Consider the following 25,350-nt stretch of genomic DNA (forward strand, 5'->3'; position numbering starts at 1 on the left):
CTCCGAGCGCCCCCCCGGACCGGGCCCACATCCCGCGCCAGGACGCGCTCCGCTCCGGCTCGTGTTCTTCGGCCTGCCGCTTGCAGCGCTCCTCCTCGCCCGCGACGGCCACGAGATCCTCCTCTGCGCCCTCAGCCGCACCGACACCCCTGGCCTGCGGCGGGCTCGCCGTCAGTTCCCCGACCGGCTCCTCGTTCGCCCCGACGTGCAGAGCCCCGCGCTCCACGCCTGGGTCGCGGCGCTCGCCCCCGACCTGCTCGTGAGCTGGTTCTGGACCACGCGCCTCCCCATGGCGCTGGTCCAGGCGGCGCGCCTCGGTGGCATCAACGTCCACCCCTCGCTCCTGCCCCGGCACCGGGGCCCCGATCCCACGACCTGGGCCATCACCTCGGGCGACGCGGAGACCGGCGTGACCGCGCACCGCATCGCCGAGGCGTACGACACCGGCGACATCCTCGACCAGGAGCGCCTCCCCATCGACCCCGCGTGGACGTCCTGGCAGCTCGCGCGCGCACTGGATCCACCGAGCCTGCGGGTGCTCCGGCGCACCGTCCACCGTCTGGCGGCGGGAGAGACGATCGTCGGGCTGCCCCAGGACCCGGCCCTCGCCACCGACGCCCCGTTCCCTGACGACGAGGCGTGCGCCATCACCTGGTCGTGGCCCACCGCGCGCGTGCTCCGGCACATCCGCGCCCTCGCGCCATCTCCGGGCGCCTGGACCGAGATCGAGGGCGCCCTGGTGGTCGTGCTCCGCGCCGCCCCCTTCCCCGACTCGCCGTCCGCGCTCGTGCCGCTCGTGCCGCTCGTGCCTGGGGAGGCCGTCGTGCTCCAGGGCGTGGCCGTGGTCCGGACGGCCGATGGCGCGATCTCCCTCCTCGAAGGCGAGATCGAGGGTGAGCCGGCCACCGCAGAGGACCTCGCCGATCTGGTCCGTATCCGGAGCTGAGCGCCTCTCTCACCCCCGCAGCCCGGTCCCGCGCGGAACCCAGGGAGCCCGGTCCCGAGCGGAATCCAGAGAGCCCGGTCCCGGGCGGAATCCTGCGCGTCGGGTGGCGGGGAACAAGTAGGATGCCCGGCGAGAACCATGTCGGAACCCGTGCAGCTGGCGAAAAGCGCCCGCGAGCAGCTCGCCTCCGCGCTCAACGCACTCCAGGCCGAGGGGGGCGTCCCTCCCACCCTCGAAGACCTCGCCGAGCCGATCGCCGAGGCGATGGGTCTGCTGCACCGCGTGGAGCGCTCGGGGGGCCAGGATCTCAGCAGCGCCGACCTCGCCCTGGCCATGGTGCGTGAAGCCCTGAACCAGATCCAGACGGTCACCACCGATCACCCGGTGCTCGACGTGGTGATGGACGCCGTGGCCATGTCGCTGAGCAAGGTCCACGCGCTGTCGCGCCTGGCCAAGGCCGTCGCCCCGGCCCACGGCACCCTCCGGCCTCAAGCGCCCGCCGACGCCCGGGCGCAGCGTGCGGCGGAGACCGAAGCGCAGCGTGCCGCCGAAGCGCAGCGCGCGGCGGCCGAGGCCCGGGTGCATCGCACGGCGGCCGAGGCCGAGGCGGCGAGGGCGGCTGCCGAGGCTCACGCCACGCGGCTCGCCGAGGAGGCCCAGGCCCAGAAGGCCGCCGCGGAGGCCCAGGCGATCCGGGCCGCCGCCGAGGCCCACGCTGCGCGGCTCGCCGAGGAGGCCCGCGCCGCGCGCGCTGCGGCGGAAGCCCAGGCGGCGCGGCTCGCCGAGGAAGCCCAGGCGGCGCGTGCCGCGGCGGAGGCGCGCGCGGCGAAGCTCGCCGAGGAAGCCCAGGCGGCACGTGCCGCGGCGGAGGCACGCGCGGCAAAGCTCGCGGAGGAGGCTCAGGCCGCGCGGGCTGCCGCGAGCCTCGCGCCTGCGCAGACGTTCGCCGAGCCCTCGCCGACGGCGGGGCACGCGGGCCTCTCCGCCATGTCCCCGCCCTTCGGCGCGCCGGACGAGGACCTCGCGCCGATCATTCCCCAGCGCGTGTTGGACCCCCTGGAGACTCCCCCCCCGCTGCCACTCTCGCCCCCGGCCGCCCCGGGGACTTCATTCGGCCGCCAGCGGCTCGATGGTGAGTTGCGCGAGTCGCGTGACGCGCGCGACCTGCTCGCGCCGCGCTCCTTCGACGAGCTGGTGCGACCCCCGGAGCCCCTCCAGATCCCGGCATTCACCAGCCCGGCATTCACCGCGTTGAAGCCCTTCGACGAGGTCCGCGCGCCGCTCCCGCCAGCCCCACCGCAGGCCGCCGCCGCTCCGAAGCTCGCTGTCGACGCGCAGGAGGTCCCCACGCGCCGGGGCGGCGACGCGCAGGAGGTCCCCACGCGCCGCGAGGGTGAGGTGCAGGGGAGGCCGGGTCGCGAGGCCGCGCCGCGCCCGCAAGCGCCGGAGCCGCAGCTCGGCAGCGCCCCGTCCATCGACGTCGAGCTGGGCACCCAGAGCCCTTCCAATTTCTACAAAGGCCTCGGCGGCAACGACGTCGTCGAGCACGGCGGCATCTTCGTCTCGACCTACCGCATCCCCCAGATCGGCAGCACCGTGCGCCTCTGCGTGCACCTCCCAGGGAACTACGAATTCCAGGCAGCAGCGACGATCCGGTGGACGCGCGAACTCGGGCCCTCCGGGGACACCGAGCCTGGCTTCGGGGCGCGCTTCACCCAGATCTCTCCGGAGGCGCGCCAGCTCGTCAACCGCTTCGCGCGCAACCGGGAACCGCTGTTCTTCGACGATCTGTGAAGCGAGGGACCCGACCAGCGCGAGGGGCGCGCGGCATCCCCCGGAGCGCAGCTTCGCGGCTTCTGCCGGCGCGGTTCGCAGTCCCCCGGTCCGCGCTGCCCTTGCTTCCGGCGCTTCCGGCGCTTCCGGCGCTGCCCCTGCTCCTCGCGCTGCTCCTGCTCCTCGCGCCGCGGCAGGCGCAGGCTGCCAACGACCCCCAGCTCGACTGGTGGACGTACGAGACCACGCACTTCCGCGTGCACCACCCCCGCGACCTCGCCCTGGTGGCCGAGCGCCTGGCCACGCTCGCAGAGGCCATCTACCCGCGCGTCAGCGGCGCGCTCGGCCACGCCCCCCCGCGCGTCGAGCTGGTGCTCATCGACAACACCGACGACGCCAACGGCTACGCGCGCGCCGTCCCCTACAACCAGATCACCCTCTTCGTCACCGCGCCCGACGACCTCTCCACCCTCGGCGACTACGATGACTGGTTCCTCGGCCTTCAGACCCACGAGTTCACCCACGTCGCGCACATCGACAACATCTCGGGCATCCCCGCGATCATCAACGCTATCCTCGGCAAGACCTACTCGCCCAACCAGATCCAGCCGCGCTGGATCATCGAGGGCCTCGCCGTGGTCCACGAGAGCCGCCACGCGAGCGGCGGCCGGATGCGCTCCACCCTCTTCGACATGTACCTGCGCGCCGACGTGCTCGACGACCGGCTCGCGGGCCTCGACCAGATGTCGAACAGCCCCTTCCGCTGGCCGCAGGGAAACCTCTGGTACCTCTACGGCTCCCGGTTCCTCGGCTGGATCTCCGACGTCTATGGCCCCGACACCATGCGCGCCGTGTCCGCGGACTACGGCGCCGCGCTCCTCCCGTGGGGCATCAACCGCGCCATCCGCCGCGCCACCGGCAGGACCTACGTCGAGCTGTACGACGGGTGGAAGGATCACCTGAAGCACCTCTACGGCGAGCAGATCGCCGAGGTGCAGCGCCGCGGCCTCCGTGAGGGCACCCGCCTCACCCACCACGGCATGACCGTGAGCTACCCACGCTTCGTGCCTCCCGGCGCCCGCACCGGCAGCGGGGACGAGCTCCTCTACTTCCGCGCCGACGGCGACGCGCGCGGCGGCGTCTACCGCCTCCCCCTCGCCGGCCCCCTCCTTGCCGCCCCCCCCGGCGGACGCGCGCCCGTCGAGGAGCTGGTCGCCCGCACCAACGGCAGCACCTCGGTCACCTTCACCCCCGAGGGCGACCTCGTCTTCGCCTCCACCATCCCCTGGAAGACGTTCTACGCGCGCAACGACCTCCTCCGCCTCCCCCGCGGCGAGACCGCCCCCACCGGCTTCGAGTCCCGCCGCCACCGCCTCACCGAGGGCCTGCGCGCCGCGTATCCCGACGTCAGCCCCGACGGGCGCCAGATCGCCTTCTGCGTGAACAGCCGCGGCACCCGCTACCTGGAGATCGCCCGCATCGACGCCCAGGGCGAGCTCCGTGATCGGCGCACCCTCGTCCCCAGCGCGCGCTTCGACCAGGCCTACACCCCCACCTTCTCCCCGGACGGCAAGCTCCTCGCCTACAGCGCCTGGAGCCACGGCGGCTACCGCGACATCCGCCTCGTCGAGGTGGCCACCGGCAAGGTGCGCGCCCTGACCCACGATCGCGCGCTCGACATGACCCCCGTCTGGTCCCCCGACGGCCGCACCCTCTACTTCGTCTCCGACCGCACCGGCATCTCCAACGTCTACGCCTACACCCTCGACTCGGGCGCCCTGCGCCAGGTGACCAACGTCCGCACCGGCGCCTTCCAGCCCGCCGTGAGCCCGGACGGCAAGACGCTGGTCTACGTCGGCTACACCTCGGCGGGCCACGACCTCTACCGCATGGCGCTCGACCCGGCGCGCTACCTCCCCGCGCTGCCCGCGCCCGACGATCGCCCGGACCCGCCCCCCGAGGTCCCCCCGGTCCCCATGGTGCGCAAGCCATACAACCCGCTGCCCACCATCGCCCCCCGCGCCTTCTCTCTGAGCTTCTCCCCGGGCAGGTACGGCAGCAACGCCATCCGCATCGACGCCGTGGGGTTCGACGCCGTCGGCAACCACACCATCGAGGCCTCCGTCGTGGCCGAGCCGGCCGCGCCCGCGCCGGACCTGCAACTCGCATACACGTACGGGCGGCTCCCGGTCGACATGAGCGTCAGGTTCAACCAGACCGTCTCTCCGCGCGGCGACTACCGCATCAACGACCAGCAGAACCCCTACGACGAGCTCGGACACAGCATCACCGCGGGCCTCAGCTACCCGCTCCGCTCGGAGTTCCTGAGCCAGAACCTGTCGCTCTCGTTCACCACCGCGACCCTCTCCGCCGACCTGCCCGTGGGCGACAGGCTCGACCCCTACGCGACGCGCACCGTCCTGCCGGACCGCAGCCAGATCAACGTCCTGCGCCTCGGGTATTCCTTCTCCACGGCCGAGGGCGGGTACCGATCCGCGGGGGCGACGCGCGGCATCGCCTTCAGCGCCGCGCTCGACTACGTGGGCCCGGCGATCGCCACGCCCTACGAGACCTACGCCTTCTCGACGGGTCTGACCGGGTACCTGACTATGCCCTGGCCCGGCAACCACACCCTCGCCCTGCGCGTCGCTGGCGCCGTCTCCGGCGGCACCTACCCGCGCGGTTCGACCTACGTCGTCGGCGGGTACGATCCCGACCAGCTCTCCCCCGACAACCTGCTCACCGGCATCTTCAACAACACCTTCACCCTGCGCGGCTACGAGGCGCAGGCCTTCGCCGGCCGCGCCTACTACACGCAGACCATCGAGTACCGCGCCCCCATCCTCCAGCCCGACATCGGCCTGTCGACGCTCCCGCTCTACCTGCGCCGCATCGATGGCGCGCTCTTCCTCGACTACGGCGGCGCCTTCGACAGGTTCCACTTCAACGAGCTGCGCCTTTTCCACGACGGCGCGCTGCTCTACTCCCCCCAGCTCAACACCGCGCTCGGCGGCGAGCTGTGGATGAGCCTCAACCTCGGCTACGCCATCTCCTCGCAGCTCCGCCTCGGCTACGCCTACGGCTTCAGCGAAGGCGCCGTGGAGAACGGTCAGATCTACTTCGTCTCCACGAACTCGTTCTGACACCCCGAGAGCGACGCCCCCCGAGAGCATCGCTGCGTGGCGGGCCAGGCGTGCTTCGCCGAAAACTTTCCCCTGCAGGGTGAGGATCGTTATGGCGTCGGCATGCTCCGCTCTGCAGCCGTCGGCTCCGTCCTCGCCCTCGTCCTCGCCGGCTGCTTCATCCCGCCGAGCGCCACCCAGCGCCTCGCGGATGCAGCGAACGAGATGAACTCCGCGAGCCACTTCGGCCGCATGGACATCGCCATCGAGCACGTGGGCCCCTCGGCGCGCCAGGCCTTCGCGCGCAGCCACGCGGGCTGGGGGCGCTCGGTGCGGGTGGTGGACCTGGAGATGGCTGGCTTCGAGATGGTGAAGAAGGACGAAGCCGAGGTGCGCGTGAACGTCACCTGGCTGCGCCCCGACGATCCGGATGTGCGCGTCAGCCAGATCGTGCAGCGCTGGCGCGACGAGAAGGGTCACTGGCAGATCGTCCAAGAGGACGCGAAGGAGGGAGATCCCGGCCTGCTCGGCGAGGACAAGCCCGCCCCCGCCCCTGCCGACGCTGTGGCACCTGGGGCCGAAGCCACGCCAGGGCCGCGTCAGCGCATGGAGCGGGTGGTGATCCGGGAGGAGTGAGGAGACCCGCTCAGGAAGCGGGGGCGGCAGGCGCAGCGGCCGGGGCGGCGCCCTTGGGAGCGCGCGTCTTCTTCGCCTTGGTCGTCTCTTCAGTCGCCTTCTTCGGCTGCTTTGCGCGCTTCTCGCGGATCTTCTTCGCAGCCTGTGCCTTGCGGCGTCTCATCTTCAACGACTTGCGGCGGTCACCGTTGGCCATGTTCAGCAGATCTCCCTGAGGCCCCAGACGACGGGGGCGGCGAACTTTGCCCAAGACCCGAGGGCTTCGCAAGAGTTCTGGGAGATTTCGGTGGATCCAGGCCCCGAGGCCCACCGCGGGCGCTGCGTCAGCGCATCTCGCATCAGTGCTTCATGCGCGGGGGCTCTCGCCTGCGTTGCGCCGGTTCAGCGACGTCGGCTACCTCAGCGAGGTCAGCTACCCATCGCGCCATCGAGGGCGACTTCGCGGCCGCGCACTTCGAGCCGGTAGCGAGAGTTCACGGTCTCGATGTAGAAGACCTCGCGGCCGGCGAGTCGCAGGACACGCTTGACCGGGGTGGTCACGTACTCGTGCATTCCGTCGGAGAACTCGATGACGATGACCGAGCCCTTCCTCGGCGCGCGGACGAGCCGTCCAACGACTGCGCGGGATCCACGGCCGAGCTTGCGGAGCACAACCTGCACAGCACAGATGGTAGCACGCAAGACTTGGCCGAGCACAAGCTGCACAAGGCATGGGATCGCGAACTCGCTCCCACCTTCTGCCCCGACACCCTGCTCGTCTACAAAGCGCTCAACCCGCACCAGGCACTTTCCATCTCCGCGCGCATGTCATTGAAAGTCCTGATCTAAACGCCTGAGGCCCCGCCCGGTACGACGCGCCGAGTCGGGAACCCGCAAATGCCCGCATCGTCCGCGCCGGATTGCGGAGGGTGTCCTGCGAGGTGCGCCTCCGCGTGTCTGGCCTGCCCGCCCACCCTCGGTAAAGCTCGTTTTCCGCGTCGATCAGGGCTTGCGTCACTCCGCGCTTGCCGCGGAGGCCACGAGCGTAGAAAGGGTTCCGCGTGCGTGGAATACCGTCTCGCCCCGCGGGCTCGGTCGAGGTCATCACCGGCTCGATGTTCAGCGGCAAGACCGAGGAGCTGATCCGGAGACTCAAGCGTGCGTTGCTCGCCCGGCAGCGCGTTCAGGCATTCAAGCCCCGCATCGATACGCGCTACGACGTGACCCGCATCGTCAGCCACGGCGCCACCGCCATCGAGGCAGTCGCCGTGGCGACGAGCGAGAGCCTGGAGGCGCGCGTCGCAGAGGACACCGACGTGGTGGCCATCGACGAGGCGCAGTTCTTCGACGCCGGGATCGTCCAGACCTGCGAGCGGCTCGCGAACCGGGGCGTGCGCGTCATCGCAGCGGGTCTCGACCAGGACTACCTGGGGCGCCCCTTCGCGCCCATGCCAGAGCTGATGGCCATCGCCGAGGAAGTCACGAAGGTGCGCGCCGTCTGCGCCGTCTGCGGCGGGACGGCCTGCCGTTCGCAGCGCCTCGCCCCGGAAGCGACGACAGTCCTCGTCGGCGGGACCGAGTCCTACGAGGCACGCTGCCGGGCCTGCTTCGAGCCGCGCGACGTGCCCCGCACCGCGGGGTGAGCCACCCCCGGTCGTTATTTTGGCCTCCAGCGGCTTCCCGGAGTACCCGTCGGCCATGCGTCAGTGGATCGCCATCGGTGCAGCCGTTGGCCTCGTGGCCGTCACCCTGCCGATGCTGCGGGGTCAGGACGAGAAGCTCTCCGCCCTGCTCTCCAAAGGTCAGCTCCCCGGAAGCCCGACCATCACCCGGGAAGTGACCCCACCCCCACTCACCGACCTCGACCTGACCCGCATCGACGACCGCAAGGAAGTCGCCACCGCCCCCGCCCACGGTCAGCGCAACGCCGAGCTGACCGTGGTGCCCAAGTACCAGCGCGCCGCCCTCGGCTTCATGCGCGCCGGCCGCGTCCCCGAAGGCGCTGTGGTGATGACCGACGTGAAAACCGGAAGCGTCCTCGCCTGGGCGAGCTACGTCGACGAAGGCCGTCTGCACGACGTGGCCTCCGAAGCCACCGCCCCCTCTGCCAGCGTGTTCAAGGTGGTCACCGGCTCCGCCCTCATCGAGGCCGGCCTGACGCCCAACACCAAGCAGTGCTACTCCGGTGGCGAGCACTCCATCCGCGCCGCCGACATGGTCGACAACAAGCGCCGCGACAAGTACTGCGCGACCCTGAGCCAGGCCATGGGCCGCAGCATCAACACGGTCTTCGCCCGCCTCGCCGCCCGCAACCTCGACCAGCCAAAGCTCGTCAACATGGCCGAGCGCCTCGGCTGGGGCGACGACGTGCCCTTCGACGTGCCCATCACCCCCAGCAAGATCACGATGCCCGAAGACGAGCTCGGCTTCGCCCGCACCGCCGCCGGCTTCTGGAACACCACCCTCTCCCCCTTTCAAGCCGTCAACCTCGCCACCACCGTGGCCAACGGCGGCGAGATGATCCGTCTGCATGTGGTGAACTCCGTGAAGGACGAAGAAGGCGAGATCTACCGCGGCCCCTCCGAGCGCCAGGTGATCCGCCGCGCCATGAGCGAAGAAACCGCCCGCGCCGTGACCTCGATGATGGAAGACACCGTCGACAACGGGACGAGCTACCGCTCCTTCCACGACAAGAGCGGCCGCCCCTACCTCCCCGACATCCGCGTCGCCGGCAAGACCGGCACCTTGACGAAGCCCACCCCCGAAGGTCCCTACTACACGTGGTTCGTGGGCTTCGCCCCCAGCCGGAAACCCGAAGTCGCCATCTCCGTGCTCGTCGCCAACGGCGCCAAGTGGCGCGTCAAAGCCACCAACGTCGCCTGCGACATGCTCCGAGTCTACTTCGCCGACAAGAAGACCCCCGGCGTCTCCGACCCCAATGACCGCACCAACGCCACCGCCCGCCGCTAAGTACTGCGTACCCTGGATCAGGGACCTGCGGTCCCTACGCTACGCTCCCGTTGGTCGCTACCCTCCTCCTGACACGCGGGACGGGGCGGCGGGACGGCAAGGGCGCAGCAGCCTCTCGATGAGAGGAGGAGAGAAGGAGGAGGGCTCTCATCAGCCTCCTCTGTCCGGAAGGCGAGCGCACCCGCCGGTTGTACTCCTTCGCACATCCGGATTTCTGCACGGCCCATCCCCGCGTCTCCCGCGCGCATCCCGGAAGCTCCCGCGCGCATCCTGATGTCTGCGCAGCCCTAGAACTGCAGGCCGACGCGGGTGCCCAGCTCGTGCAAGAGGTGGGCGTTCGGGTCGGGAGTCTCCGCGCGGTTGCCGGGCACGGCGGCGAGGTTGTCGGGAGAGCTGCTGCCGGGGGTGTGGTAGGCGCTGTAGTTCACGGTGAGGCGCAGATGCCGGGTGTACCAGTAGGTCGCGGCAGCGCCGTACTGCATCACCGTGATGTCGGTTCCCGGGCCGGAGATGGCGCCGGCGGTGCGGAGGTCGGCAGTGCCTCCGCGGGCAGCGCCCCGGTAGTTGGCGTGGATGCCACCGATGACGCCAGTGAGCTGCAGGCCGCTACGCGTCGGGATGTCCTGCTGCAGGTTGAGCTGCACGGGGCGTGAGCCGAGGCCAGGCTCGCCGTTCACCTGTGGATCGCCGAGCCAGAAGGAGAGCGCCGCGTACCAGCCCAGACCTTGCACGCGGCCGAGGCGCTCGGTGGAGTCGAGCTGGTGGCCCTCGATGGCTTCGCGGGTCTGGTTCACCACGTAGTGGGCCTCGGCGCGCAGGTCGAACCTGTGCACGGGGAGCCAGAGCTCGCCGCCAATCGCATTCTGGGCGCCGGAGGGCATCACCCGCACATTCTGGTTCTGGGTGTCGCGGTAACGCGGGTCCCAGAGGGTGATGAACTGACCGGTGGAGATGCGGGGGTAGTCGGTGCCGACATACCGGGGGTCCTGCTCGGAGTGCACCGCGCTCACGCCGATCTGCGCGCGCTCGAGAGGTGCGCCTTTCTTCATGGCGAAAGGGCGGCCGTAGATGCGTCCGATGAACGCGGGGAGGCTGTCGACGCCAGGGCGGTTGGGCCCATCGCCGGAGAACACCCCGAGGTGGTAGACGGCGAGCCGGTTGGGCAGCTCCCCCCAGAGCATCGCGCCCATCTCGCGGTGGTTCGGAAACACGAAGGCGCGGATGGGAAGGAGGCGCTCGGTGAACAGGGTGTCATTCGAGCTGGTCATGTTCTCCAGCGAGTAAGGCGCGGGAAACTGGCCGAGCATCACGTTCAGAAAGGGCAGGGCGCGGTAGTTGATCCAGGTGTTCGCGAGCACGGCGACCATGCTGGAAGCCTGGGTCGGGGACCAGGTGGGGCCCTCCAGGGTGGGGTCTTCGCCGGGGCGCGGAGCGGCGACGACGGTGGTGCCGTTCGGGTTCAGGAGGGGCTGGCCGCCCACGTCGACGCCGGCTAGGAAGGAGAGGCGGCGCATGAACTCGCCGCCCAGCTCGAACCGGATGCGGCGGGCGAAGAACTGGGTGCGCAGGGCATTGCCGCCCTCGGTGGCGGCGAAGTCATCGACCCCGGCACCAAAGAAGGTGTGCGCGTCGAGGTGGAGGCGCGCCATGGGGTAGAGGCGGAATGTGTCGCCGAGACCCCGGAGAAAGAAGACATCGTGCCAGCCCGCGGCCTGGGTGTCCCCGAGGGGCGCGGTCCCCTCCAGGCCAGAGGAGAACACCGAGGGGCTGGGCGCGAGGGCAGCGTCGGTGAGAGCGGCCCCGGGAGTCGGGGGTGGGGGGGGCGCGTCCGCCAGTGAGGGAGGCGCGGGGGCGGGCGCGTCCTGGGCCTGGCCGGCGGCGGGGAGACTCGACAAGGTTAGGGCAATGCCCAAGAGCGCCGGTGTCGGTATCCTCATGGTGCGTGGACTCTCCTGGATGGGACGAGGGCGCCCACGCCTTTGCGGAGCACGGGATGCTTGCTCGATTGGCCTTGTTCTCAATTTTTCCCGATGATGTACGGCGGGGCGCGACCGGCGTCGACGCTCGCATGCGTGGTTTTGACGGTCAAGACGGCGCCCTTCACGCTGGTGAAGGGCGCGCGCCCGACGTTGCGCGAGGGGACGCAGCACGGTGACGCGTCGCGTGGCACAGAACAGCGGAACGAACAGCGGGATGACCAGCGAAACCAACAGCGAAACCAACAGCGAGATGACCAGCGGAATGAACAAAGAAGCGAGCTTGCCCGAGAGCGCGACGGTGCGGGTCACGGCGGAGGTGGAGGTCCTCGACCAGGGCACCCTGGTGGGGCTGGCGGGGCCAGGCAACGAGCACATCCGGATCATCGCGCGCACGCTCGGCATCGAGGCCGGGGTGCGGGGAAACAAGATCCTGCTCGCGGGCGAGTCGGACAAGGTGGCTCTCGCGGAGCGCTGTCTCGCGGAGGCGGCGCAGATCCTGCGGAGCGGAGTGGTGCTGGATCCGCAGGACTATGCGCGCGGTGCGCAGGCGATGCGCGACGAGCCGGGGGTGACCCTGCGCGAGCTGTTCGAGGACGTGGTGCTGATCACGCCGCGGCGGCGGCCGATCACCGCGAAAGGCGTGGCACAGAAGCGGTACATCCAGGCGATCCGTGCCCATGACCTGACCTTCGGGATCGGGCCGGCGGGAACGGGCAAGACCTACCTGGCGATGGCAATGGCGGTGCACGCGCTGCTCGAGCGGCGGGTGAAGCGGATCATCCTGACCCGGCCCGCCGTGGAGGCAGGGGAGCGCCTGGGGTTCTTGCCGGGAGACCTGGCGGAGAAGGTGAACCCGTACCTGCGGCCCCTCTACGACGCCCTGCACGACATGATGGACCCCGACAAGGCGCAGGGGCTGGTGACGCGGGGGCAAATCGAGGTGGCCCCGCTCGCTTTCATGCGCGGCAGGACGCTGAACGACTGCTTCGTCATCCTGGACGAAGCGCAGAACGCCACGAGCGATCAGATGCGGATGTTCCTGACGCGCCTCGGTTACGCATCGCGCGCGGTGGTCACCGGCGACGTGACCCAGGTGGATCTACCCCACGGCGCGCGGAGCGGGCTCGCCGAGGCGCGGGGGCTGCTCGGGCACGTGGAGGGGATCGCGTTCTGCTCGTTCACGGACGTGGACGTGGTGCGGCACCCGCTCGTGCAGCGGATCATCATCGCCTACGAGCGGCGAGACGCGGAGCAGGCGCAGCGGCGGGAGGCAGAGCAGGCGCAGCGACGGGAGGGCAGCGGTCCTCGGGGAGCACGCGAGGGGTATGGCGAGACGTCCCCCCCGGCCGAGGCGGCGGGAACGGCGTCCGAGATCGACCCCAGGCGGACCTAGACCATGTCGCAGATCATCGGCGAGGCGCATGTGTTCACGGGGGTGGTCCCGACCGTCGGGGGCGGGAGCGCGTCGTCTCCGGGCGTGCCGGATCGGCTGGGGAGGCTCCTGGCGCTCCTGCGAGAGGAGGAGAGGTTCGGAGGATTCCAGGTGGTGCGTCCGCACCCGCTGCTGCTCACGGTGAGCCGGGGAGGGCGGTTCGCGGTGCTCGCGCCGGCGATGGTGTGGGAGCGCGAGCGGGAGGTGCTGAAGCCGTTCGCGGTGCGCTTCGCGGAGGGAACCGCGTCGCTGGTGTTGCTCGGCCGACCGCGGGGTGGAGACATCGCCTCGGCCCTGAACCGAGGACTCGGGGCGATCATCTCGGCCGACGCGGGGAGCGATGAACTCCAGGTGGCCATCCACAATGCCTTCGAGCTGATGGAGGTGAAAGCGCGGGTGGATGGGCGGAGCCGGTGGGCGCGCGCAGGGGGCGGTGAGCTCGGCGAGCTTCTGGAGATCGCGCGTGCAATCAGCACCGAGCGAGAGGTGAATCGGCTACTCGGGATGATCTTGGAGAAGAGCAGGTTCATCACCGGCGCGGACGCCGGGAGCATCTACGTGGTGGAGGGAGATGACCACGACGTGCTGCGCCGCCGCCTGCGCTTCAAGCTGTCGCAGAACGCTTCGGTGACGTTCGACTCGCGCGAGTTCACCTTCCCGGTCGGTCCGGGGACCATGGCGGGCTCGGTGGCGCTGCACCGGCGCTTGCTCAACATCGTGGACGTGTATGCCCTGCCCGAGGGCAGCGCGCTGGGCTTCGACCGATCGTTCGACGAGCGCTTCGGATACCGCACGAAGTCAATGCTCTGCGCGCCGCTTTGCTCGCGGGACGGGGAGCCCATTGGGGTCATCCAGCTCATCAACAAAAAGCGTGATCCAGACAGGCGGTTGCTCGCGCCGGAGGACGTGGAAGAGCAGGTGATTCCGTTCGACGCGCACAGCGAAGACCTCCTCACCATGCTGGCCTCGCAGGCGGGGATCTTGCTGGAGAATGCGCAGCTCTATGCAGAGATCCAGGGGATGCTGGAGGGGTTCGTGCGGGCGAGCGTGGAGGCCATCGAGCAGCGCGACCCGACGACGAGCGGACACTCGCGCCGGGTGGCCGAATTGACGGTGAGCCTGGCGCGCGCGGTGGAGCGGACCGATAGCGGCCCTTACCGTGAAGTCACCTGGACGCGCGACGACCTGAAGGAACTGGAATACGCCTCGCTGCTCCACGATTTCGGCAAGATCGGCGTACGGGAAGAGGTGCTGCTCAAGGCAAAGAAGCTCTTCCCTCACGAGCTCGACAGCATTCGCGCGCGCTTCGATTTCGCGGTGAGGTCCATCGAACTCGACGTGGTGTCGCGCAAGCTCGCCGCGCTGGAGCGGGGTGCGCCGGCGGCCGAGGTACGGGCGCTCGACGAGGAGCTGGCGATGCACAAGGCGAAGCTGCTCGGGGGCTTCGCGGCAATCTGCGCCGCCAATGAGCCCACCATCCTCAGCGGCGGGAATTTCCAGCGGATCGAGGCGATCATGGAAGACACCTTCACCGACATGGAGGGGCGCGTGCTGCCGCTCCTGAAGCCCGAGGAGCTGTTCAGCTTGAAGGTCGCGCGTGGCTCGCTGACCCCGGCGGAGATCGAGGAGATTCGTAGCCACGTGGTGCACACCTTCGAATTCCTGCGCCAGATCCCCTGGGGTCGGCAATTCCGCAGGGTCGCGCACATCGCGTCCTCGCACCACGAGCGGCTCGACGGGACGGGATATCCGCAAGGGCTGCGCGCGGAGGAGATCCCGCTCCAGTCGAAGCTGATGAGCATCAGCGATATTTTCGACGCGCTCACCGCGAGCGACCGGCCCTACAAGCGGGCGATACCCATTGAGAAAGCGCTCGATATCCTGGGGCTTGAGGTGAAAGACCACCACCTCGACGCGGACCTCGTGAAGATCTTCATCGAGGCGAAGGCGTGGTCAGGCGTCATTGTGGGGACGCGCGTCGACTGAGGACGAGGGCGCCGGAGGGGCTCATTTCCGGCGGAGTTCGACCTTCGATTCACGCACCAGCAGGGCGTCGGGGCCGGCGACCCGCAGGTTCGCGCGCAGCACGTCGCCTTCTTTCTTACCCACGAGGATGCCGCTCATCGCCTGGGGAGCGTGGGGGTCGTCGGGGGTGACGGAGGCGCGGAGGATGTCGCCCTCCATGCGGCCGGTGATGGAGGCATCGCCGAGGGCGCCTCGGGATTGCCCTTTCAAGGTCCCGTCGGCGTCCACGGTGAGGGTGATCTTCCCGCTCCCGGTGGCGATCTTGCCGTCATCCTTCTTGCGCTGCTTGTCTTTGATCCTGGCAGGCAGCTCGATCTGACCTTTGGCAGCGTCGTAGGCACCTTCCCAGACGCCGGCGAGGATCGTGCCCTCTGGCGCAGCGGCGCTGGCAGCGGCCGTGGTGGTCGTCCCTGGGGCCGGAGCGAGCGCCGCGGAGGACGAGGGGAGGGGCGCGGTGGATGCCGGCGGCGAAGGGGGCGCCGTGGGCGCGGGAGGGGGCTGGTCGTCACACCCGAAGGTGAAGGCGGTGAGGGAAGCGAGAGACGCGACAACGAGCGCGAGGATGCTGCAGGGCCTCGAGCTGCGGCTCGCACGTGGGGATTTCCCGTGGGGCACGGGGAGGTTGTAGACCGCGGGGTGCCAGGCGTCGCGTTTTTCGAGCAGGGCGCAGGAGTTTCTGCGGGCGCGTGTGCAGAAGGCAGGCAGTGGTGGAAGGGAGGTCAGGCGTGCGCCGGATGCAGAGGGGCAGGGAAAATTTCCCTGCTGCGCAGGAGGTGGCAGGTGAGGTCTCAGGAGCCTTGAGGGAGCGGGGTGCGAGGGATGGAGGTGCGGACCGCGAGCAGGACCGTCAGGGGGGCAGAGGAGGGCGCCGGGAGGCCACCGAGGGGCAGGAGGCGAGCAGGAACTCGGGCCGCGGCTCGGAGCGCCTTCAGCGACGAGACCCGGTAGGGGTCAGTCGCGGCGGGCGGAGAGGATACGGAGCAGGGCGAGGAAGATATTGATGAAGTCTAGGTAGAGGCGGATGGCACCTCCCACAGCGTCCTGTTCGTCATCACTGTGGAGGAGGCGAGACGTGTCATAGAGAACGTAGGCCCCGAAGAGCAGGACGCCGACGCTGGAGATGGCCAGCCCGAATGCGGAGCTGCCGAGAAAGATGTTCAGGATCGAGGCCCCGAGGACCACGAAGATGCCCATGGTCAGCGCGCCTCCGAGGTAGGAGAAGTCCTTGCGCGTGAACAGGGCATAGGTGGTCAACCCGCCGAACCCGACCACGGAGAGAATGAAAGCGTCCCGTATCGGAGAGGCCGAAAACGTGCCTCCCATGCCCGCGCTGAGCTGGGCGACGAAGAGGGCCGGCGCGAAGAGGATGCCGAGCACCGTTGCCATTCCAAACAATGCGACGACGTTGACACCCTTGATGTGGCGGACGAACGAGGCGCCGAACACCGCGCCGAGCGACAGCGCCAGGGTGATGAAAGGGTGCTGTGCAACAAGTGCCACCAGGGGCGGCACGGTTGTCTTGTAAGAGCCCTCCCCCACAGCCACGCGGGAGACGGAGGTCCCGGCGTAGAGGGCGATCATCGCTCCAGCCGCGGAGAAAACGACGCTCGCGGTGAAGAGCATGTAAACTTTCTTGAGGAAAGCCGTGCGCGAGCCCGTTCCCTGGAGCGCCCTCGGCCCCCATGCATCTGCCGTTCTATAGCCCCGGTCCATCGTTCTCTGATCCTTTCCGCCGCGCTTGCGCCAGTTTCACCGGAACAGCGTAGCCATGCGCCGGGTGAACGCAATGGCGTGCGGGGCGGCCCCGACAGGGAAGGAAGGTGACAGAGAGGGTGGTGGAAGGCGGTGGGTCCACGAAACCGATGCGGGCTGGCACTTCAGTGTCGGTTTCATGCGGTGCATCATGACGATCCGCGCTCGCTCAGGTGGGCAGAGAGTGGTGGAGGACGCGGGTAAACGTTCGTTGATGGTGGTTTCGATAGGAGTCTGAATGACCCCGTGCAGAATGAAAAAGCGCGCATCGCTCCAATCTTGACTTGACCCCGCAACGGGCAACGGCATAGTCGTAACCAGCCGCCGAGCTGGACTCGGCGAGGGGAGATTCCAGATGGCAGCGGACGCCTTTTCGCGACAGATTGTAGAGCTCGTTCGGAAAATGCCGGACGAGGCGCTCCTTGCGCTCGTTAAGAATCAGCTCGGATCGCTTTCGGGCATCGATGGTGTGTTTGCGGCGGAGACGGGGACCCGTGCCCGCCTGCGCGGTGGCAGCGCCCCCGCGGCGCCGTCGAAGAAGGGTGCGGCGCAGCCCGCATCGAAGCGCGGCGGCAGCAGCAGCATTGCAGCAGCGGCGCCGAAGCGTCGGCCGGGACGTCCCCGCAAGGCGACCACGACGTCGGCACAGCGTCAGGAGACCCTCGACAAGGTCGAGCGCATTGTGAAAGCGAGCACTGGGCTCAGCGCGAGCGAGGTGGCAAAGCAGGCGAGCATTCCGCAGACCCGCGCGGCTGCTGCGCTCAAGGAGCTGAAGCTCGCAAAGCGTATTTTCCAGGGTGGCGATCGTCGTTTTGCGCGCTACGCGGGCGATGCGAAGACCGCTGACAGCGCGAGCATGGTGGCGCGCAAGAATGCCGCTGGTCCGTCGCGAAAAGCCGCGTCCAAGGGCGGCCGCAAGCGCGCGCAGGGACAGGCATCGGCGCAGGCGCAAACTCCCGCGAAGAGCTGAAGGCCGATCGGAGCGCTCCTGGCCGGCGCCGTAAAGCGCAGGTCGGTGGCTGGTCCGCCCGCGCGTCGGCGTCTTCCACCCGTCGGACGTCGACTCGTGGGCAGAAGCTACCGAATGTGAACTTGCCGAACCGCTTCCACTGCGCAAGTCCGAACTCGCCTCACCCCTGAGTTCGCGCGTCGCCTGCCCGCATCGCGCGTCGCCTGCCCGCATCGAGGGTGGGCCACGGAGCGCCGCTTCCCACCCTCAGGGGACACCCCACGTCAGACCACCATCGTCGGAGGCCGTGACATACCAGCCCCTGCGCGAGGTGCCGGTCACGTCGGCTTCGAGGAGGAGGAGAATGCGGTTGTTGAATGAGAGGACCGCGCCGATCTCTATGCGGCCGCGATCGCCCATCCCTTCTCCGATGACGCGGGGGACCTCATAGAGTTTGCCGCCATCGACCGATTGCGAGAGGTAGAGGCCCCAGCGCGTGGGCGACCGGGAGGTGAGCACGGCGACAGCACCCTGCTTGGTGGGCGCTGCCATCATGGTGCGCTCGTGCGGCTCGACCCAGGGGCGGAACGGGGGCTTCTGGGGGACGGAGCACTGGCCTTCGAGGGTGCAGAGGGCGAGGGTGCTCACCCGTTTCTTGGGATCCGCCGTGGGGTCGGAGGGGTCGAGGGGGGAGGGATCCTCGATTCCGATGACAAGCTGGTTACCGACACAGCCGAAGGTGTTGCGGGTGGGCTTGGCGGGTAGCGGGAAGAGGGTGGTCTTGTCCTTGGAGACGGCGAGCACCATGGGTTTGGGCTGCACGAGGAGCTGGAAAGACCAGGCGCCCATGTCGCAGGCAGGTGCCGTGGAGAGCTGGGTGAGCAGCGGCGGGGTAGCGACGACGCCGGGGACTTTCTGAGGCGTGGCGAGCGGCTCCTGGGGGGCAGGGATGGGGCGGATCAGGAGATCGCGGCCGCGCGCAGAGAGCAACATGGGAGGGCGGCCGTAGGGGGTGGTGACGGCCTGCTCGGTGGGAGGGAGCTTGAGGGGGGCTGCTTCTTCCGCGCCGGCGAGCCCGCCATAGGCGAGCATCCATCGGCGAGGGGCTTCCTCCATCACCAGCACCGCGCGGTCAGGGCCCAGCACGGCAGGGAACAGGTCCACAGGGTGCTGTGCCTTCGGTTTGCGCTTGGGAATGATGACGGGGGCGAGCGCCGTGAGCTGGGGAGCCGCGAAGGCCGCGAAGGCGATGCGGACCGGTTCCTCGGTGGCTGCGGCGGCGGACGAGGTGGAGGTCGCTGCGGCTGCGGCTGCGGCTGCGGCGCGTGGGTCATTGGAAGGCTTCGCGGCGACGGGGGTTCCCAGCACGACGGCGGCGCTGCCGTCTGCACCGAGGGACCAGGTGGACCAGCCGTCGCGCTCGAGGCGAAGCGCTTGCCAGGTGCGGCCAGCGTTCTCGGTGGTCAGGGCGATGGTCTCGTTGACGACTTCGCCGATGAGGACGGCGCGCTTGTCGTCGAGGACGAAGGTACGCAGCCACCGGGTGGTGGTGGGGACCAGCCCCGTGTTCAGCGCACGCGCCTGGCCGAGCGACGTGGAGAGCTCGTCGGTCGAGGCAGCGCCTCGGGGGGGTGGGACGCCTAGGGGGTCGTCTTTCTTCTCTTTCTTGCAGGCGCTGGCGGTCGTGGCGAGGAGGAGCGCCGTGAGCCATGCGCCGCGGCGGTATCGCCTGCTGCGCGCTTCGTCACGAGGTGTGCGGTTCATGTCAACGCCGTTCGATCGTGGGGAGGCAGGGTCATTCGACCCGCTCCGGATCCATGCAGCAGCGGAAACCCGTGGAGTAGTCGTGGTAGCTGAAGTCGTGCGCCCTGGTGGCGTAGCTGCAGCCGTCGCCGTTTCGTTCGGTGTCCATGTAGTAGCCGCCGCGGAAGGTGCCGGCGGCGTCGTCGACCCACTCGTGGAGGTTGCCGACCATGTCGAACACCTCATAGGCGTTGGTGCACGACGCGCGCTCGCCGGTGGGGAGGAGGGAGCTCTGGAGCTGGTTGATGAGAGGGTTGTTCATCGCGGAGCGCCAAAGATCGTCGTGCTGGATGTCGAGCAGCGCGCCGATCTCCGAGACAGGGTGCACGGCCCGGCCGTCGTCGTTGCACGCGCCGTAGCGTCGACGCTCTCCATAAGGAAAGGTGGCGCGGGAGGGGCCGCGACAGGCTTGCTCCCACTCGCTGGGGGCACACAGGCGCTTGCCAGAGGCTGTGCACGCGAGCGCGGCTTGCTGTCCGCTGATGTAGCCCTGAGGGATCACGCCAGGCTGTGAGACGGCTCGGACGCGGCGCTCATTGCCTTCGACGGAGAGGAAGGGGGACCAGGCGCGCTCACCGTAGGGGGTACGCTCGACGAGGGACGCTTCCCAGCGGTCGATGCAGACCTGGCCCTCGATGAGGGCCATCTCGGCAGGACAGCGGGCGGTGGTCGCGAGAATCAGGGCATCTCCCTGGAGAGGAGGCTCAAGGGTGGTCTGGATGGGAGCCAGGCTCTTGTCGGGGAGCCAGGCAACCTTCGCCTTGGGTGAGGGCTCGGCGATGAGCCGGGCAGGAGCCGTCGGGGCGTGGCGACCTGCAGCGGGATCGGTGGGCCACACGGGAGAGGCGGGACCGGCTGCGCACCCCGCGGTGCCGAAGCTCAGGGCGCCGAGGGTGGCGGCGAGGGAGACGCACGCCAGCAACCCCTGGGGTTGGTGGGCACCACGCCCGGAAACGAGGCGGTTTCCGGGGCATGGCAGTGCGGAGGTCCGAGCCATGAGGGGCGTCGAGCATCTCCCTGGCGAGCGCCGCAATGCAACCGAAACTTCGCACGGGGGCGCGCGCAACGCCTGACGAGGGGAGGCATGCGCTGCAGGCGATGTGTGTAGGGCGGCGAGGTGGGAGGGTGTCCCATCCAGGAGGCGTGGCCTCGAATGGGAGACGTCAGGGCCGTCAGGCCCTGCACGGCATCGTCAGAACGAAGCGAGGGTATCCTCGATGCAGAAGTCGAAGGCGCCCTGGCAGTCAAGGGCCGGGTCCGCGGTGTTGATGCACTCGCCGATCGACATCACGCCTTCCTCGCTGAAGGGGGCGAGCTGAGTCGCGCAGAGGGCCTGGTCGATGGGCGCCCCGCACTCGTCCTGCATCTGCTGGCAGAGGTCGACGACGAGAGGGGGGGCCTCGCAGGTGTCCTCGTAGAGGCCCTCGATGCAGGCCTGAACCGGTAGGGGATCACAGGCGTCCTGGACTCCGATCTCCGCCAGACAGCTATAGAAGTACTCGTTGGCACCATCGTTGAGGTGGTCGATACCCCAGAAGCAGATCCGGTAGCCGGGACCTTCGAGGTTCGGCTCGTTGGGGCAGTCTGCTGCGGCGACGGGATTGACGTTCAGCTCGTCGCAATCGGCGTCCACGATCACTGCGCCGGTGGGGGTCTCGTCTACGCAAGCGGCCGCGCCGCCCTCGCCTCCGGTGCCGCCCTCACCGCCGGTGCCGCCGGTGCCGCCGGTGCCGCCGGAAGCACCCGTGCCGGTGGTGGCAGGACCGTTCGAGGTGGTGTTGACGGGGTTGTCCGTGTCGACGGTCTCCACGACACAGCCTGCGAAGATGGACATGGAGGCGATGACGGGAAGCGCAATGAAGGTGTACCGGTTGAGAGCAAGCATGATGCAGTGACCTCCTCAGGAGCTTCCACAGTGAACTACCGTCCGCGTGGGGGCAAGCCGACACGCTCGACGCAGCCGTGCTCCAGCGTGCAGTGAACGCGAGGGCGTCCGGGATCACGGGGAGCGCTGGGAGGTGAGGGAGGCGTGAGGCGATGCGCTGAGGGGTTCGAGGGGGTGGTGCGCGGGCTCCAAGATCCAGCGGATCTGGCGAGGGATGGTGGGATCTGTGAGATCCACTTGCGCGCCTGGATGAACCTTGGTAGACACCGCGCTCCCTTTCTCGGGGAGGTCGGGTAACAGCGATCTCTCTTTGAAGAGTCGTAACGGCACTTCGGTTCAGTCTCTGCCTCCTCGACCGCCGTGGGCACCCCCCCGTCGTTGCGAATGAGGGAAAGCGCCACCGTGATGGTGACGCCAGGTCGGAATCGGAAGTGTACGACGACTATAGCCGATTCCCACACTAGACCGTGGGTTCGACGCCAGTCCGGAGTGCCCCTCCGAAGACTGGCATCGTCGAGAGGTGTCTCGAATGGTAAGCAAAGCCAGTGCGAGGTTCTCGCGGATCGCGCCGCGAAAGGCGCGGATGATCGCAGACCTCGTCCGCGGTCGTGATGCGGCCGAGGCGATCCAGCTCCTCTCTTTCACTCAGAAGAGTGGCGCTCCGATCCTGAAGAAGATCATCGAGAGTGCGGTCGCGAACGCCCGGCAGGGCGGCGCCGATCTCGATGCGCTCTTTGTGAGCAAGGCTGCCGTCGACAAGGCGCCGAACAAGTTCAACCGGCGGTGGCGACCGCGCGCCATGGGCCGAGCGACTCGCATCACCAAGGGCGTTTCGCACATCGTCATCGAGCTCAGCGAGCGAAAGTAGAGGACCGGCCGCACATGGGACAGAAGACCCACCCGTATGGCTTCCGCGTCGGTGTCATCAAGACGTGGAGTAGCAAGTGGTACGAGGATGGCTCCTCGTATACGAAGTGGCTTCACCAAGACATTCGTATCAAGAGGGCCATCAAGCACTACCTCTACAACGCCAACATCGCGGGCGTTGAGATCGAGCGTGCCGCGAACCGGGCCAAGGTGATCGTATTCACCGCTCGGCCTGGCATGGTGATCGGCAAGGGCGGCAAGGGCATCGAGACGCTGAAGAGCGGCAACATCGGCGCTGCGGCCAAGGGCGAGAGCTTGTTCCCGGGCGTGACCTCGTTCACGGACAACGAGGTCTTCATCGATGTCCAGGAGGTCCGCAAGGCCGAGACCAATGCGCAGCTTGTCGCCGAGAACATCGCGACGCAGCTCGAGCGCCGGATCGCCTTCAGGCGCGCCATGAAGAAGGCCGTGTCGACGGCCATGAAGTTCGGCGCGAAGGGGATCAGGGTCCGCTGCGCGGGTCGCCTCGGCGGCAGTGAGATGAGCCGGGTCGAGACGTACCGCGAGGGGCGCGTGCCTCTCCACACGCTGCGCGCGGACATCGAGTTCGGCCTGGCGGAGGCCAGGACGAAGGTCGGTATCATCGGCGTGAAGGTCTGGATTTTCAAGGGTGAGGTCCTCCAGCGCAAGGCGCGCAGGATCCAGTAGAGGGACCGGGACATGCTGTCTCCCAAGAGAACCAAATTCCGCAAAATGCAGAAGGGCCGCGTCCGCGGCATCGCCCACACTGGGAGTGATGTCTCGTTCGGCGACTTCGGCCTTCAGGCGCTCGCTCCGGCGAGGATCACGGCGCGGCAGATCGAAGCTGCTCGTATGGCCATCCAGCGGCACGTGAAGCGCGCTGGCAAGCTCTGGATCCGGGTGTTCCCGGACCATCCGGTGACCAAGAAGCCGCTCGAGGTCCGCATGGGTGGAGGAAAGGGTGCGCCCGAGGAGTGGTGCGCCCTCATCAAGCCTGGGCGGGTCATGTATGAGATCAGCGGCGTTGCAGAGGACGTCGCTCGGGAAGCATTTCGGCTCGCTGCGCACAAGCTGCCGATCGATTGCAAGTTCCTCGTGCGTGGCCTCCAGTGAGGTGAGCGATGAAGGCCAAGGATCTGCGTGAACGGACCACTGAGCACCTGACCGAGCTCGAGAAAACTCTGGCCGGCGAGGTGTTTCAGGCCCGCTTCAAGAATTTCACCAACCGCTTGAACGACACGGCGAGCATTCGGAAGGCGCGCCGGGACCTCGCGCGCGTGAAGACGGTTCTCACCCAGCGCGCGCAGTCCGAGAGCGCACCGGCGCAGGCAACGGAAGAGAAGGCATAACCATGGCCAAGAAGAGCGAGAACAAGGCAGCAGCACCGGCTGCCGTCCCGACTTCCGCACCTGCCGCGAAGCCTGCTGCCAGCCCGGCTGCGCCGAAGGCGGCGGTCGAAGCTCCGGTGACGGGGGCTGCTGAGTCATCCGACGCCAGAGCGAAGGCGCACGGCTTCCGCAGGAAGCTGGTCGGCAAGGTGACCAGCAACAAGATGAGCAAGACCGTCGTCGTGGAGGTCGTCCGCAACGCGCTCGATCCGGTCTACAAGAAGTATGTTCGGCAGCGCGAGCGCTACAAGGCTCACGACGAGCAGAACCAGTACAAGGTCGGCGACCGCGTCGAAATCACCGAGCACCGTCCGATCTCGCGAGAAAAGCGCTGGCTCGTGACCAAGCTCATCGCCCGCCCGGTGGAGGAGTAAGCCATGATCCAGGTGTCCACCCATCTCGAGGTTGCGGACAACTCCGGTGCCCGCGTCGTGAAGTGCATCAAGGTGCTCGGCGGCTCGCGCCGCAAGTACGCTGCGCTCGGCGACGTCATCGTCGTCTCCATCAAGGAGGCGATGCCGGGGACGAAGGTCAAGAAGGGCGACACGGCGCGCGCGGTGGTGGTTCGTACTGCCCGCGAGTACCAGCGCTCCGACGGCAGCTACATCAAGTTCGATGCGAACAGCGCGGTGCTCATCAACAAGGAGAAGGAGCCCATCGGGACCCGTATCTTCGGGCCGGTCGCTCGCGAGCTGCGCGCTAAGAAGTTTATGAAGATCATCTCGCTGGCGCCGGAGGTGCTCTGATGCAACGGCTGAAGGTCGGCGACCTCGTTCAGGTGATCAGCGGCAAGGACCGCGGCAAGCAAGGCCGCGTGACCAAGCTGCTGCTCGATGAAGGCAAGGCTGTGGTCGAGGGCGTGAACGTGGTGACTCGTCACCAGCGCCCCACGCCTCGCAACCAGGAGGGCGGGAAGGTGACGAAAGAGGCACCGATCTACGCCTGCAAACTGATGCCCGTCGATCCGACGACTGGCAAGCCGACGCGGGTGCACGTGCGTGTTGGCGAAGACGGCAAGAGTCAACGGGTCGCGAAGAGCGGTTCCGTCATCACCCAGGGCTAGCCATGGCTGATAAGAAGGACAAGGCGTCGAAGGACGCAAAGGGAGACGCCAAGGCAAAGGACAAGGCCAAGGCGCAGCCCCAGCAGCAGGCCAAGGCTTCTCAGGGGAAGAGCCAGGGCGGTGGCAGGGCGAAGGACAAGGACGTCGCTCGAAGCAAGAATCCTGACTTCGAGAGCACTGGTGAGCCCACCGAGCTGCCCGAGGGCTACATCCCTCGGCTCCGGACGCATTATCAGAAGGCTGTGGCTCCGGCGCTGATGAAGCGCTTCGGCTACAAGAACGTCATGATGGTTCCACGCCTCCAGAAGGTGGTCCTCAATATGGGCCTCGGGGCGGCGGTGCAGAATCCCAAGGTCATCGACTCTGCAGTCGAAGACATGCGGGCCGTCTCCGGGCAAAAGCCGGTCGTGACCCGTGCTCGGAAGTCGATTGCCACGTTCAAGCTGCGCGAGAACCTGCCCATCGGCGTGATGGTCACCCTCCGCGCCGAGAGGATGTGGGAGTTCGTCGATCGGCTGATCGCGTTCTCGTTGCCGCGCGTCCGTGACTTCAAGGGCGTGAGCCCGAAAGGCTTCGACGGCAAAGGCAACTTCACGATGGGTTTGCGCGAGCAGATCATCTTCCCCGAGATCGATTACGACAAGATCGATGTCGTGAAGGGGATGAACATCTCTTTCGTCACGAGCGCTCGGACGGATGAGGAAGGACGCGCGTTGCTCACCGAGCTCGGTATCCCGTTCCGGCACTGACAAGGACTTTT

General features: G+C 68.4%; 26 protein-coding genes. 18 read left to right on the top strand and 8 right to left on the bottom strand.

All coding sequences use genetic code 11. The features are described from left to right. Nucleotides 1–61: 61 nt before the first annotated feature. From CAP_RS11450 to CAP_RS11465, 4 genes are all read left to right on the top strand, one after another. Complete coding sequence (locus tag CAP_RS11450; RefSeq protein ID WP_231511329.1) at nucleotides 62–946, top strand: methionyl-tRNA formyltransferase; 885 nt, start codon at nucleotides 62–64, stop codon at nucleotides 944–946. Nucleotides 947–1,096: 150 nt separating this feature from the next. Next, complete coding sequence (locus CAP_RS44280) at nucleotides 1,097–2,740, top strand: PilZ domain-containing protein (protein WP_156040697.1); 1,644 nt, start codon at nucleotides 1,097–1,099, stop codon at nucleotides 2,738–2,740. A gap of 101 nt (nucleotides 2,741–2,841) precedes the next feature. Further along, the gene (locus CAP_RS54935; protein ID WP_269324169.1) at nucleotides 2,842–5,862 is read left to right on the top strand and encodes a DPP IV N-terminal domain-containing protein; all 3,021 of its coding nucleotides are present in this window, start codon (nucleotides 2,842–2,844) and stop codon (nucleotides 5,860–5,862) included. 102 nt (nucleotides 5,863–5,964) lie between these two features. Beyond that, nucleotides 5,965–6,477 (top strand): hypothetical protein, encoded by a 513-nt coding sequence (locus CAP_RS11465; RefSeq protein WP_156040698.1) that lies wholly within the window; start codon nucleotides 5,965–5,967, stop codon nucleotides 6,475–6,477. Between the two features lie 10 nt (nucleotides 6,478–6,487). Here the strand turns inward: CAP_RS11465 and CAP_RS11470 are convergent, their stop codons facing one another. Together CAP_RS11470 and CAP_RS11475 are read right to left on the bottom strand one after the other, a co-directional pair. Continuing rightward, nucleotides 6,488–6,673: a hypothetical protein gene (locus tag CAP_RS11470; protein ID WP_044239691.1), complete on the bottom strand. Its 186-nt coding sequence runs from the start codon at nucleotides 6,671–6,673 to the stop codon at nucleotides 6,488–6,490. 212 nt (nucleotides 6,674–6,885) lie between these two features. After that, nucleotides 6,886–7,137 carry a hypothetical protein gene (locus CAP_RS11475; protein WP_156040699.1) on the bottom strand — a complete coding sequence of 84 codons (252 nt, stop codon included), beginning with the start codon at nucleotides 7,135–7,137 and terminating at the stop codon, nucleotides 6,886–6,888. Between the two features lie 24 nt (nucleotides 7,138–7,161). Between CAP_RS11475 and CAP_RS50230 the strand changes: the two genes are divergently transcribed. The 3 genes from CAP_RS50230 (at nucleotide 7,162) to CAP_RS11485 (ending at nucleotide 9,426) form a co-directional block, all read left to right on the top strand. Beyond that, nucleotides 7,162–7,305, top strand: a complete 144-nt coding sequence (locus tag CAP_RS50230) for a hypothetical protein (RefSeq protein ID WP_156040700.1) — start codon at nucleotides 7,162–7,164, stop codon at nucleotides 7,303–7,305. A gap of 212 nt (nucleotides 7,306–7,517) precedes the next feature. Next, entirely contained in the window at nucleotides 7,518–8,099 is a 582-nt protein-coding gene (locus CAP_RS11480) for a thymidine kinase (RefSeq protein WP_156040701.1), read from the top strand. Nucleotides 8,100–8,154: 55 nt separating this feature from the next. After that, nucleotides 8,155–9,426 (top strand): penicillin-binding transpeptidase domain-containing protein, encoded by a 1,272-nt coding sequence (locus CAP_RS11485; RefSeq protein WP_044239698.1) that lies wholly within the window; start codon nucleotides 8,155–8,157, stop codon nucleotides 9,424–9,426. Between the two features lie 287 nt (nucleotides 9,427–9,713). Here CAP_RS11485 and CAP_RS11490 read toward each other — a convergent pair whose 3' ends face one another. Next, complete coding sequence (locus tag CAP_RS11490) at nucleotides 9,714–11,321, bottom strand: porin (protein WP_231511332.1); 1,608 nt, start codon at nucleotides 11,319–11,321, stop codon at nucleotides 9,714–9,716. A 346-nt stretch (nucleotides 11,322–11,667) separates the two neighbouring features. On the opposite strand from CAP_RS11490, the gene CAP_RS11495 reads away from it, so the two are divergent. Beyond that, nucleotides 11,668–12,798 (top strand): PhoH family protein, encoded by a 1,131-nt coding sequence (locus CAP_RS11495; RefSeq protein WP_044239877.1) that lies wholly within the window; start codon nucleotides 11,668–11,670, stop codon nucleotides 12,796–12,798. 3 nt (nucleotides 12,799–12,801) lie between these two features. Next, nucleotides 12,802–14,823, top strand: a complete 2,022-nt coding sequence (locus CAP_RS11500) for an HD-GYP domain-containing protein (RefSeq protein ID WP_052374830.1) — start codon at nucleotides 12,802–12,804, stop codon at nucleotides 14,821–14,823. A gap of 21 nt (nucleotides 14,824–14,844) precedes the next feature. Here CAP_RS11500 and CAP_RS11505 read toward each other — a convergent pair whose 3' ends face one another. Both CAP_RS11505 and CAP_RS11510 read right to left on the bottom strand, forming a co-directional pair. Next, nucleotides 14,845–15,477 carry a hypothetical protein gene (locus tag CAP_RS11505; protein WP_044239702.1) on the bottom strand — a complete coding sequence of 211 codons (633 nt, stop codon included), beginning with the start codon at nucleotides 15,475–15,477 and terminating at the stop codon, nucleotides 14,845–14,847. Between the two features lie 336 nt (nucleotides 15,478–15,813). Continuing rightward, nucleotides 15,814–16,575 carry a Bax inhibitor-1/YccA family protein gene (locus CAP_RS11510; RefSeq protein WP_081864780.1) on the bottom strand — a complete coding sequence of 254 codons (762 nt, stop codon included), beginning with the start codon at nucleotides 16,573–16,575 and terminating at the stop codon, nucleotides 15,814–15,816. A 394-nt stretch (nucleotides 16,576–16,969) separates the two neighbouring features. Here CAP_RS11510 and CAP_RS11515 point away from each other — a divergent pair, with 394 nt between their 5' ends. Next, nucleotides 16,970–17,584 (top strand): hypothetical protein, encoded by a 615-nt coding sequence (locus tag CAP_RS11515; protein WP_044239705.1) that lies wholly within the window; start codon nucleotides 16,970–16,972, stop codon nucleotides 17,582–17,584. Between the two features lie 246 nt (nucleotides 17,585–17,830). Here the strand turns inward: CAP_RS11515 and CAP_RS11520 are convergent, their stop codons facing one another. The 3 genes from CAP_RS11520 to CAP_RS50235 all read right to left on the bottom strand — a co-directional run bounded on the left by CAP_RS11520 (nucleotide 17,831) and on the right by CAP_RS50235 (nucleotide 21,251). Next, complete coding sequence (locus tag CAP_RS11520) at nucleotides 17,831–19,327, bottom strand: hypothetical protein (protein WP_044239708.1); 1,497 nt, start codon at nucleotides 19,325–19,327, stop codon at nucleotides 17,831–17,833. A gap of 31 nt (nucleotides 19,328–19,358) precedes the next feature. Next, on the bottom strand, nucleotides 19,359–20,363 hold the full coding sequence (locus tag CAP_RS11525; protein ID WP_081864781.1) for an SUMF1/EgtB/PvdO family nonheme iron enzyme: 1,005 nt from the start codon (nucleotides 20,361–20,363) through the stop codon (nucleotides 19,359–19,361). Nucleotides 20,364–20,558: 195 nt separating this feature from the next. Continuing rightward, the gene (locus CAP_RS50235; RefSeq protein ID WP_044239710.1) at nucleotides 20,559–21,251 is read right to left on the bottom strand and encodes a hypothetical protein; all 693 of its coding nucleotides are present in this window, start codon (nucleotides 21,249–21,251) and stop codon (nucleotides 20,559–20,561) included. A gap of 529 nt (nucleotides 21,252–21,780) precedes the next feature. Here CAP_RS50235 and rplV point away from each other — a divergent pair. From rplV to rplE, 8 genes are all read left to right on the top strand, one after another. After that, nucleotides 21,781–22,119: a 50S ribosomal protein L22 gene (rplV, locus tag CAP_RS11535; protein ID WP_044239711.1), complete on the top strand. Its 339-nt coding sequence runs from the start codon at nucleotides 21,781–21,783 to the stop codon at nucleotides 22,117–22,119. 14 nt (nucleotides 22,120–22,133) lie between these two features. Next, the gene (rpsC, locus tag CAP_RS11540; RefSeq protein WP_044239712.1) at nucleotides 22,134–22,826 is read left to right on the top strand and encodes a 30S ribosomal protein S3; all 693 of its coding nucleotides are present in this window, start codon (nucleotides 22,134–22,136) and stop codon (nucleotides 22,824–22,826) included. A gap of 12 nt (nucleotides 22,827–22,838) precedes the next feature. Then, on the top strand, nucleotides 22,839–23,252 hold the full coding sequence (gene rplP / locus CAP_RS11545) for a 50S ribosomal protein L16 (protein WP_044239714.1): 414 nt from the start codon (nucleotides 22,839–22,841) through the stop codon (nucleotides 23,250–23,252). Nucleotides 23,253–23,260: 8 nt separating this feature from the next. Continuing rightward, the gene (gene rpmC, locus CAP_RS11550; RefSeq protein ID WP_044239716.1) at nucleotides 23,261–23,488 is read left to right on the top strand and encodes a 50S ribosomal protein L29; all 228 of its coding nucleotides are present in this window, start codon (nucleotides 23,261–23,263) and stop codon (nucleotides 23,486–23,488) included. A gap of 116 nt (nucleotides 23,489–23,604) precedes the next feature. Further along, the gene (gene rpsQ, locus CAP_RS47875; protein WP_044239888.1) at nucleotides 23,605–23,901 is read left to right on the top strand and encodes a 30S ribosomal protein S17; all 297 of its coding nucleotides are present in this window, start codon (nucleotides 23,605–23,607) and stop codon (nucleotides 23,899–23,901) included. Between the two features lie 3 nt (nucleotides 23,902–23,904). Further along, the gene (gene rplN / locus CAP_RS11560; RefSeq protein WP_044239718.1) at nucleotides 23,905–24,273 is read left to right on the top strand and encodes a 50S ribosomal protein L14; all 369 of its coding nucleotides are present in this window, start codon (nucleotides 23,905–23,907) and stop codon (nucleotides 24,271–24,273) included. Further along, nucleotides 24,273–24,590, top strand: a complete 318-nt coding sequence (gene rplX, locus CAP_RS11565) for a 50S ribosomal protein L24 (protein WP_044239720.1) — start codon at nucleotides 24,273–24,275, stop codon at nucleotides 24,588–24,590. Before rplN ends, rplX begins: the two co-directional genes overlap by 1 nt. A gap of 209 nt (nucleotides 24,591–24,799) precedes the next feature. Beyond that, the gene (gene rplE, locus CAP_RS11570; RefSeq protein ID WP_044239890.1) at nucleotides 24,800–25,339 is read left to right on the top strand and encodes a 50S ribosomal protein L5; all 540 of its coding nucleotides are present in this window, start codon (nucleotides 24,800–24,802) and stop codon (nucleotides 25,337–25,339) included. The last annotated feature ends 11 nt before the right edge of the window (nucleotides 25,340–25,350 follow it).

It is taken from the genome of Chondromyces apiculatus DSM 436, assembly GCF_000601485.1.
Classification (GTDB): Bacteria; Myxococcota_A; Polyangia; order Polyangiales; family Polyangiaceae; genus Chondromyces; species Chondromyces apiculatus.

Coding starts and splice junctions, on each gene's coding strand:
- rplV (WP_044239711.1), top strand. CDS start 21,781: ATGGTAAGCAAAGCCAGTGCGAGGTTCTCGCGGATCGCGCCGCGAAAG.
- CAP_RS11500 (WP_052374830.1), top strand. CDS start 12,802: ATGTCGCAGATCATCGGCGAGGCGCATGTGTTCACGGGGGTGGTCCCG.
- CAP_RS11525 (WP_081864781.1), bottom strand. CDS start 20,363: ATGGCTCGGACCTCCGCACTGCCATGCCCCGGAAACCGCCTCGTTTCC.
- rpsC (WP_044239712.1), top strand. CDS start 22,134: ATGGGACAGAAGACCCACCCGTATGGCTTCCGCGTCGGTGTCATCAAG.
- rplX (WP_044239720.1), top strand. CDS start 24,273: ATGCAACGGCTGAAGGTCGGCGACCTCGTTCAGGTGATCAGCGGCAAG.
- rplP (WP_044239714.1), top strand. CDS start 22,839: ATGCTGTCTCCCAAGAGAACCAAATTCCGCAAAATGCAGAAGGGCCGC.
- CAP_RS50235 (WP_044239710.1), bottom strand. CDS start 21,251: ATGCTTGCTCTCAACCGGTACACCTTCATTGCGCTTCCCGTCATCGCC.
- CAP_RS11470 (WP_044239691.1), bottom strand. CDS start 6,673: ATGGCCAACGGTGACCGCCGCAAGTCGTTGAAGATGAGACGCCGCAAG.
- CAP_RS11520 (WP_044239708.1), bottom strand. CDS start 19,327: ATGAACCGCACACCTCGTGACGAAGCGCGCAGCAGGCGATACCGCCGC.
- rplN (WP_044239718.1), top strand. CDS start 23,905: ATGATCCAGGTGTCCACCCATCTCGAGGTTGCGGACAACTCCGGTGCC.
- rpmC (WP_044239716.1), top strand. CDS start 23,261: ATGAAGGCCAAGGATCTGCGTGAACGGACCACTGAGCACCTGACCGAG.
- CAP_RS11485 (WP_044239698.1), top strand. CDS start 8,155: ATGCGTCAGTGGATCGCCATCGGTGCAGCCGTTGGCCTCGTGGCCGTC.
- CAP_RS11510 (WP_081864780.1), bottom strand. CDS start 16,575: ATGGACCGGGGCTATAGAACGGCAGATGCATGGGGGCCGAGGGCGCTC.
- CAP_RS11515 (WP_044239705.1), top strand. CDS start 16,970: ATGGCAGCGGACGCCTTTTCGCGACAGATTGTAGAGCTCGTTCGGAAA.
- CAP_RS11495 (WP_044239877.1), top strand. CDS start 11,668: ATGAACAAAGAAGCGAGCTTGCCCGAGAGCGCGACGGTGCGGGTCACG.
- CAP_RS11465 (WP_156040698.1), top strand. CDS start 5,965: ATGCTCCGCTCTGCAGCCGTCGGCTCCGTCCTCGCCCTCGTCCTCGCC.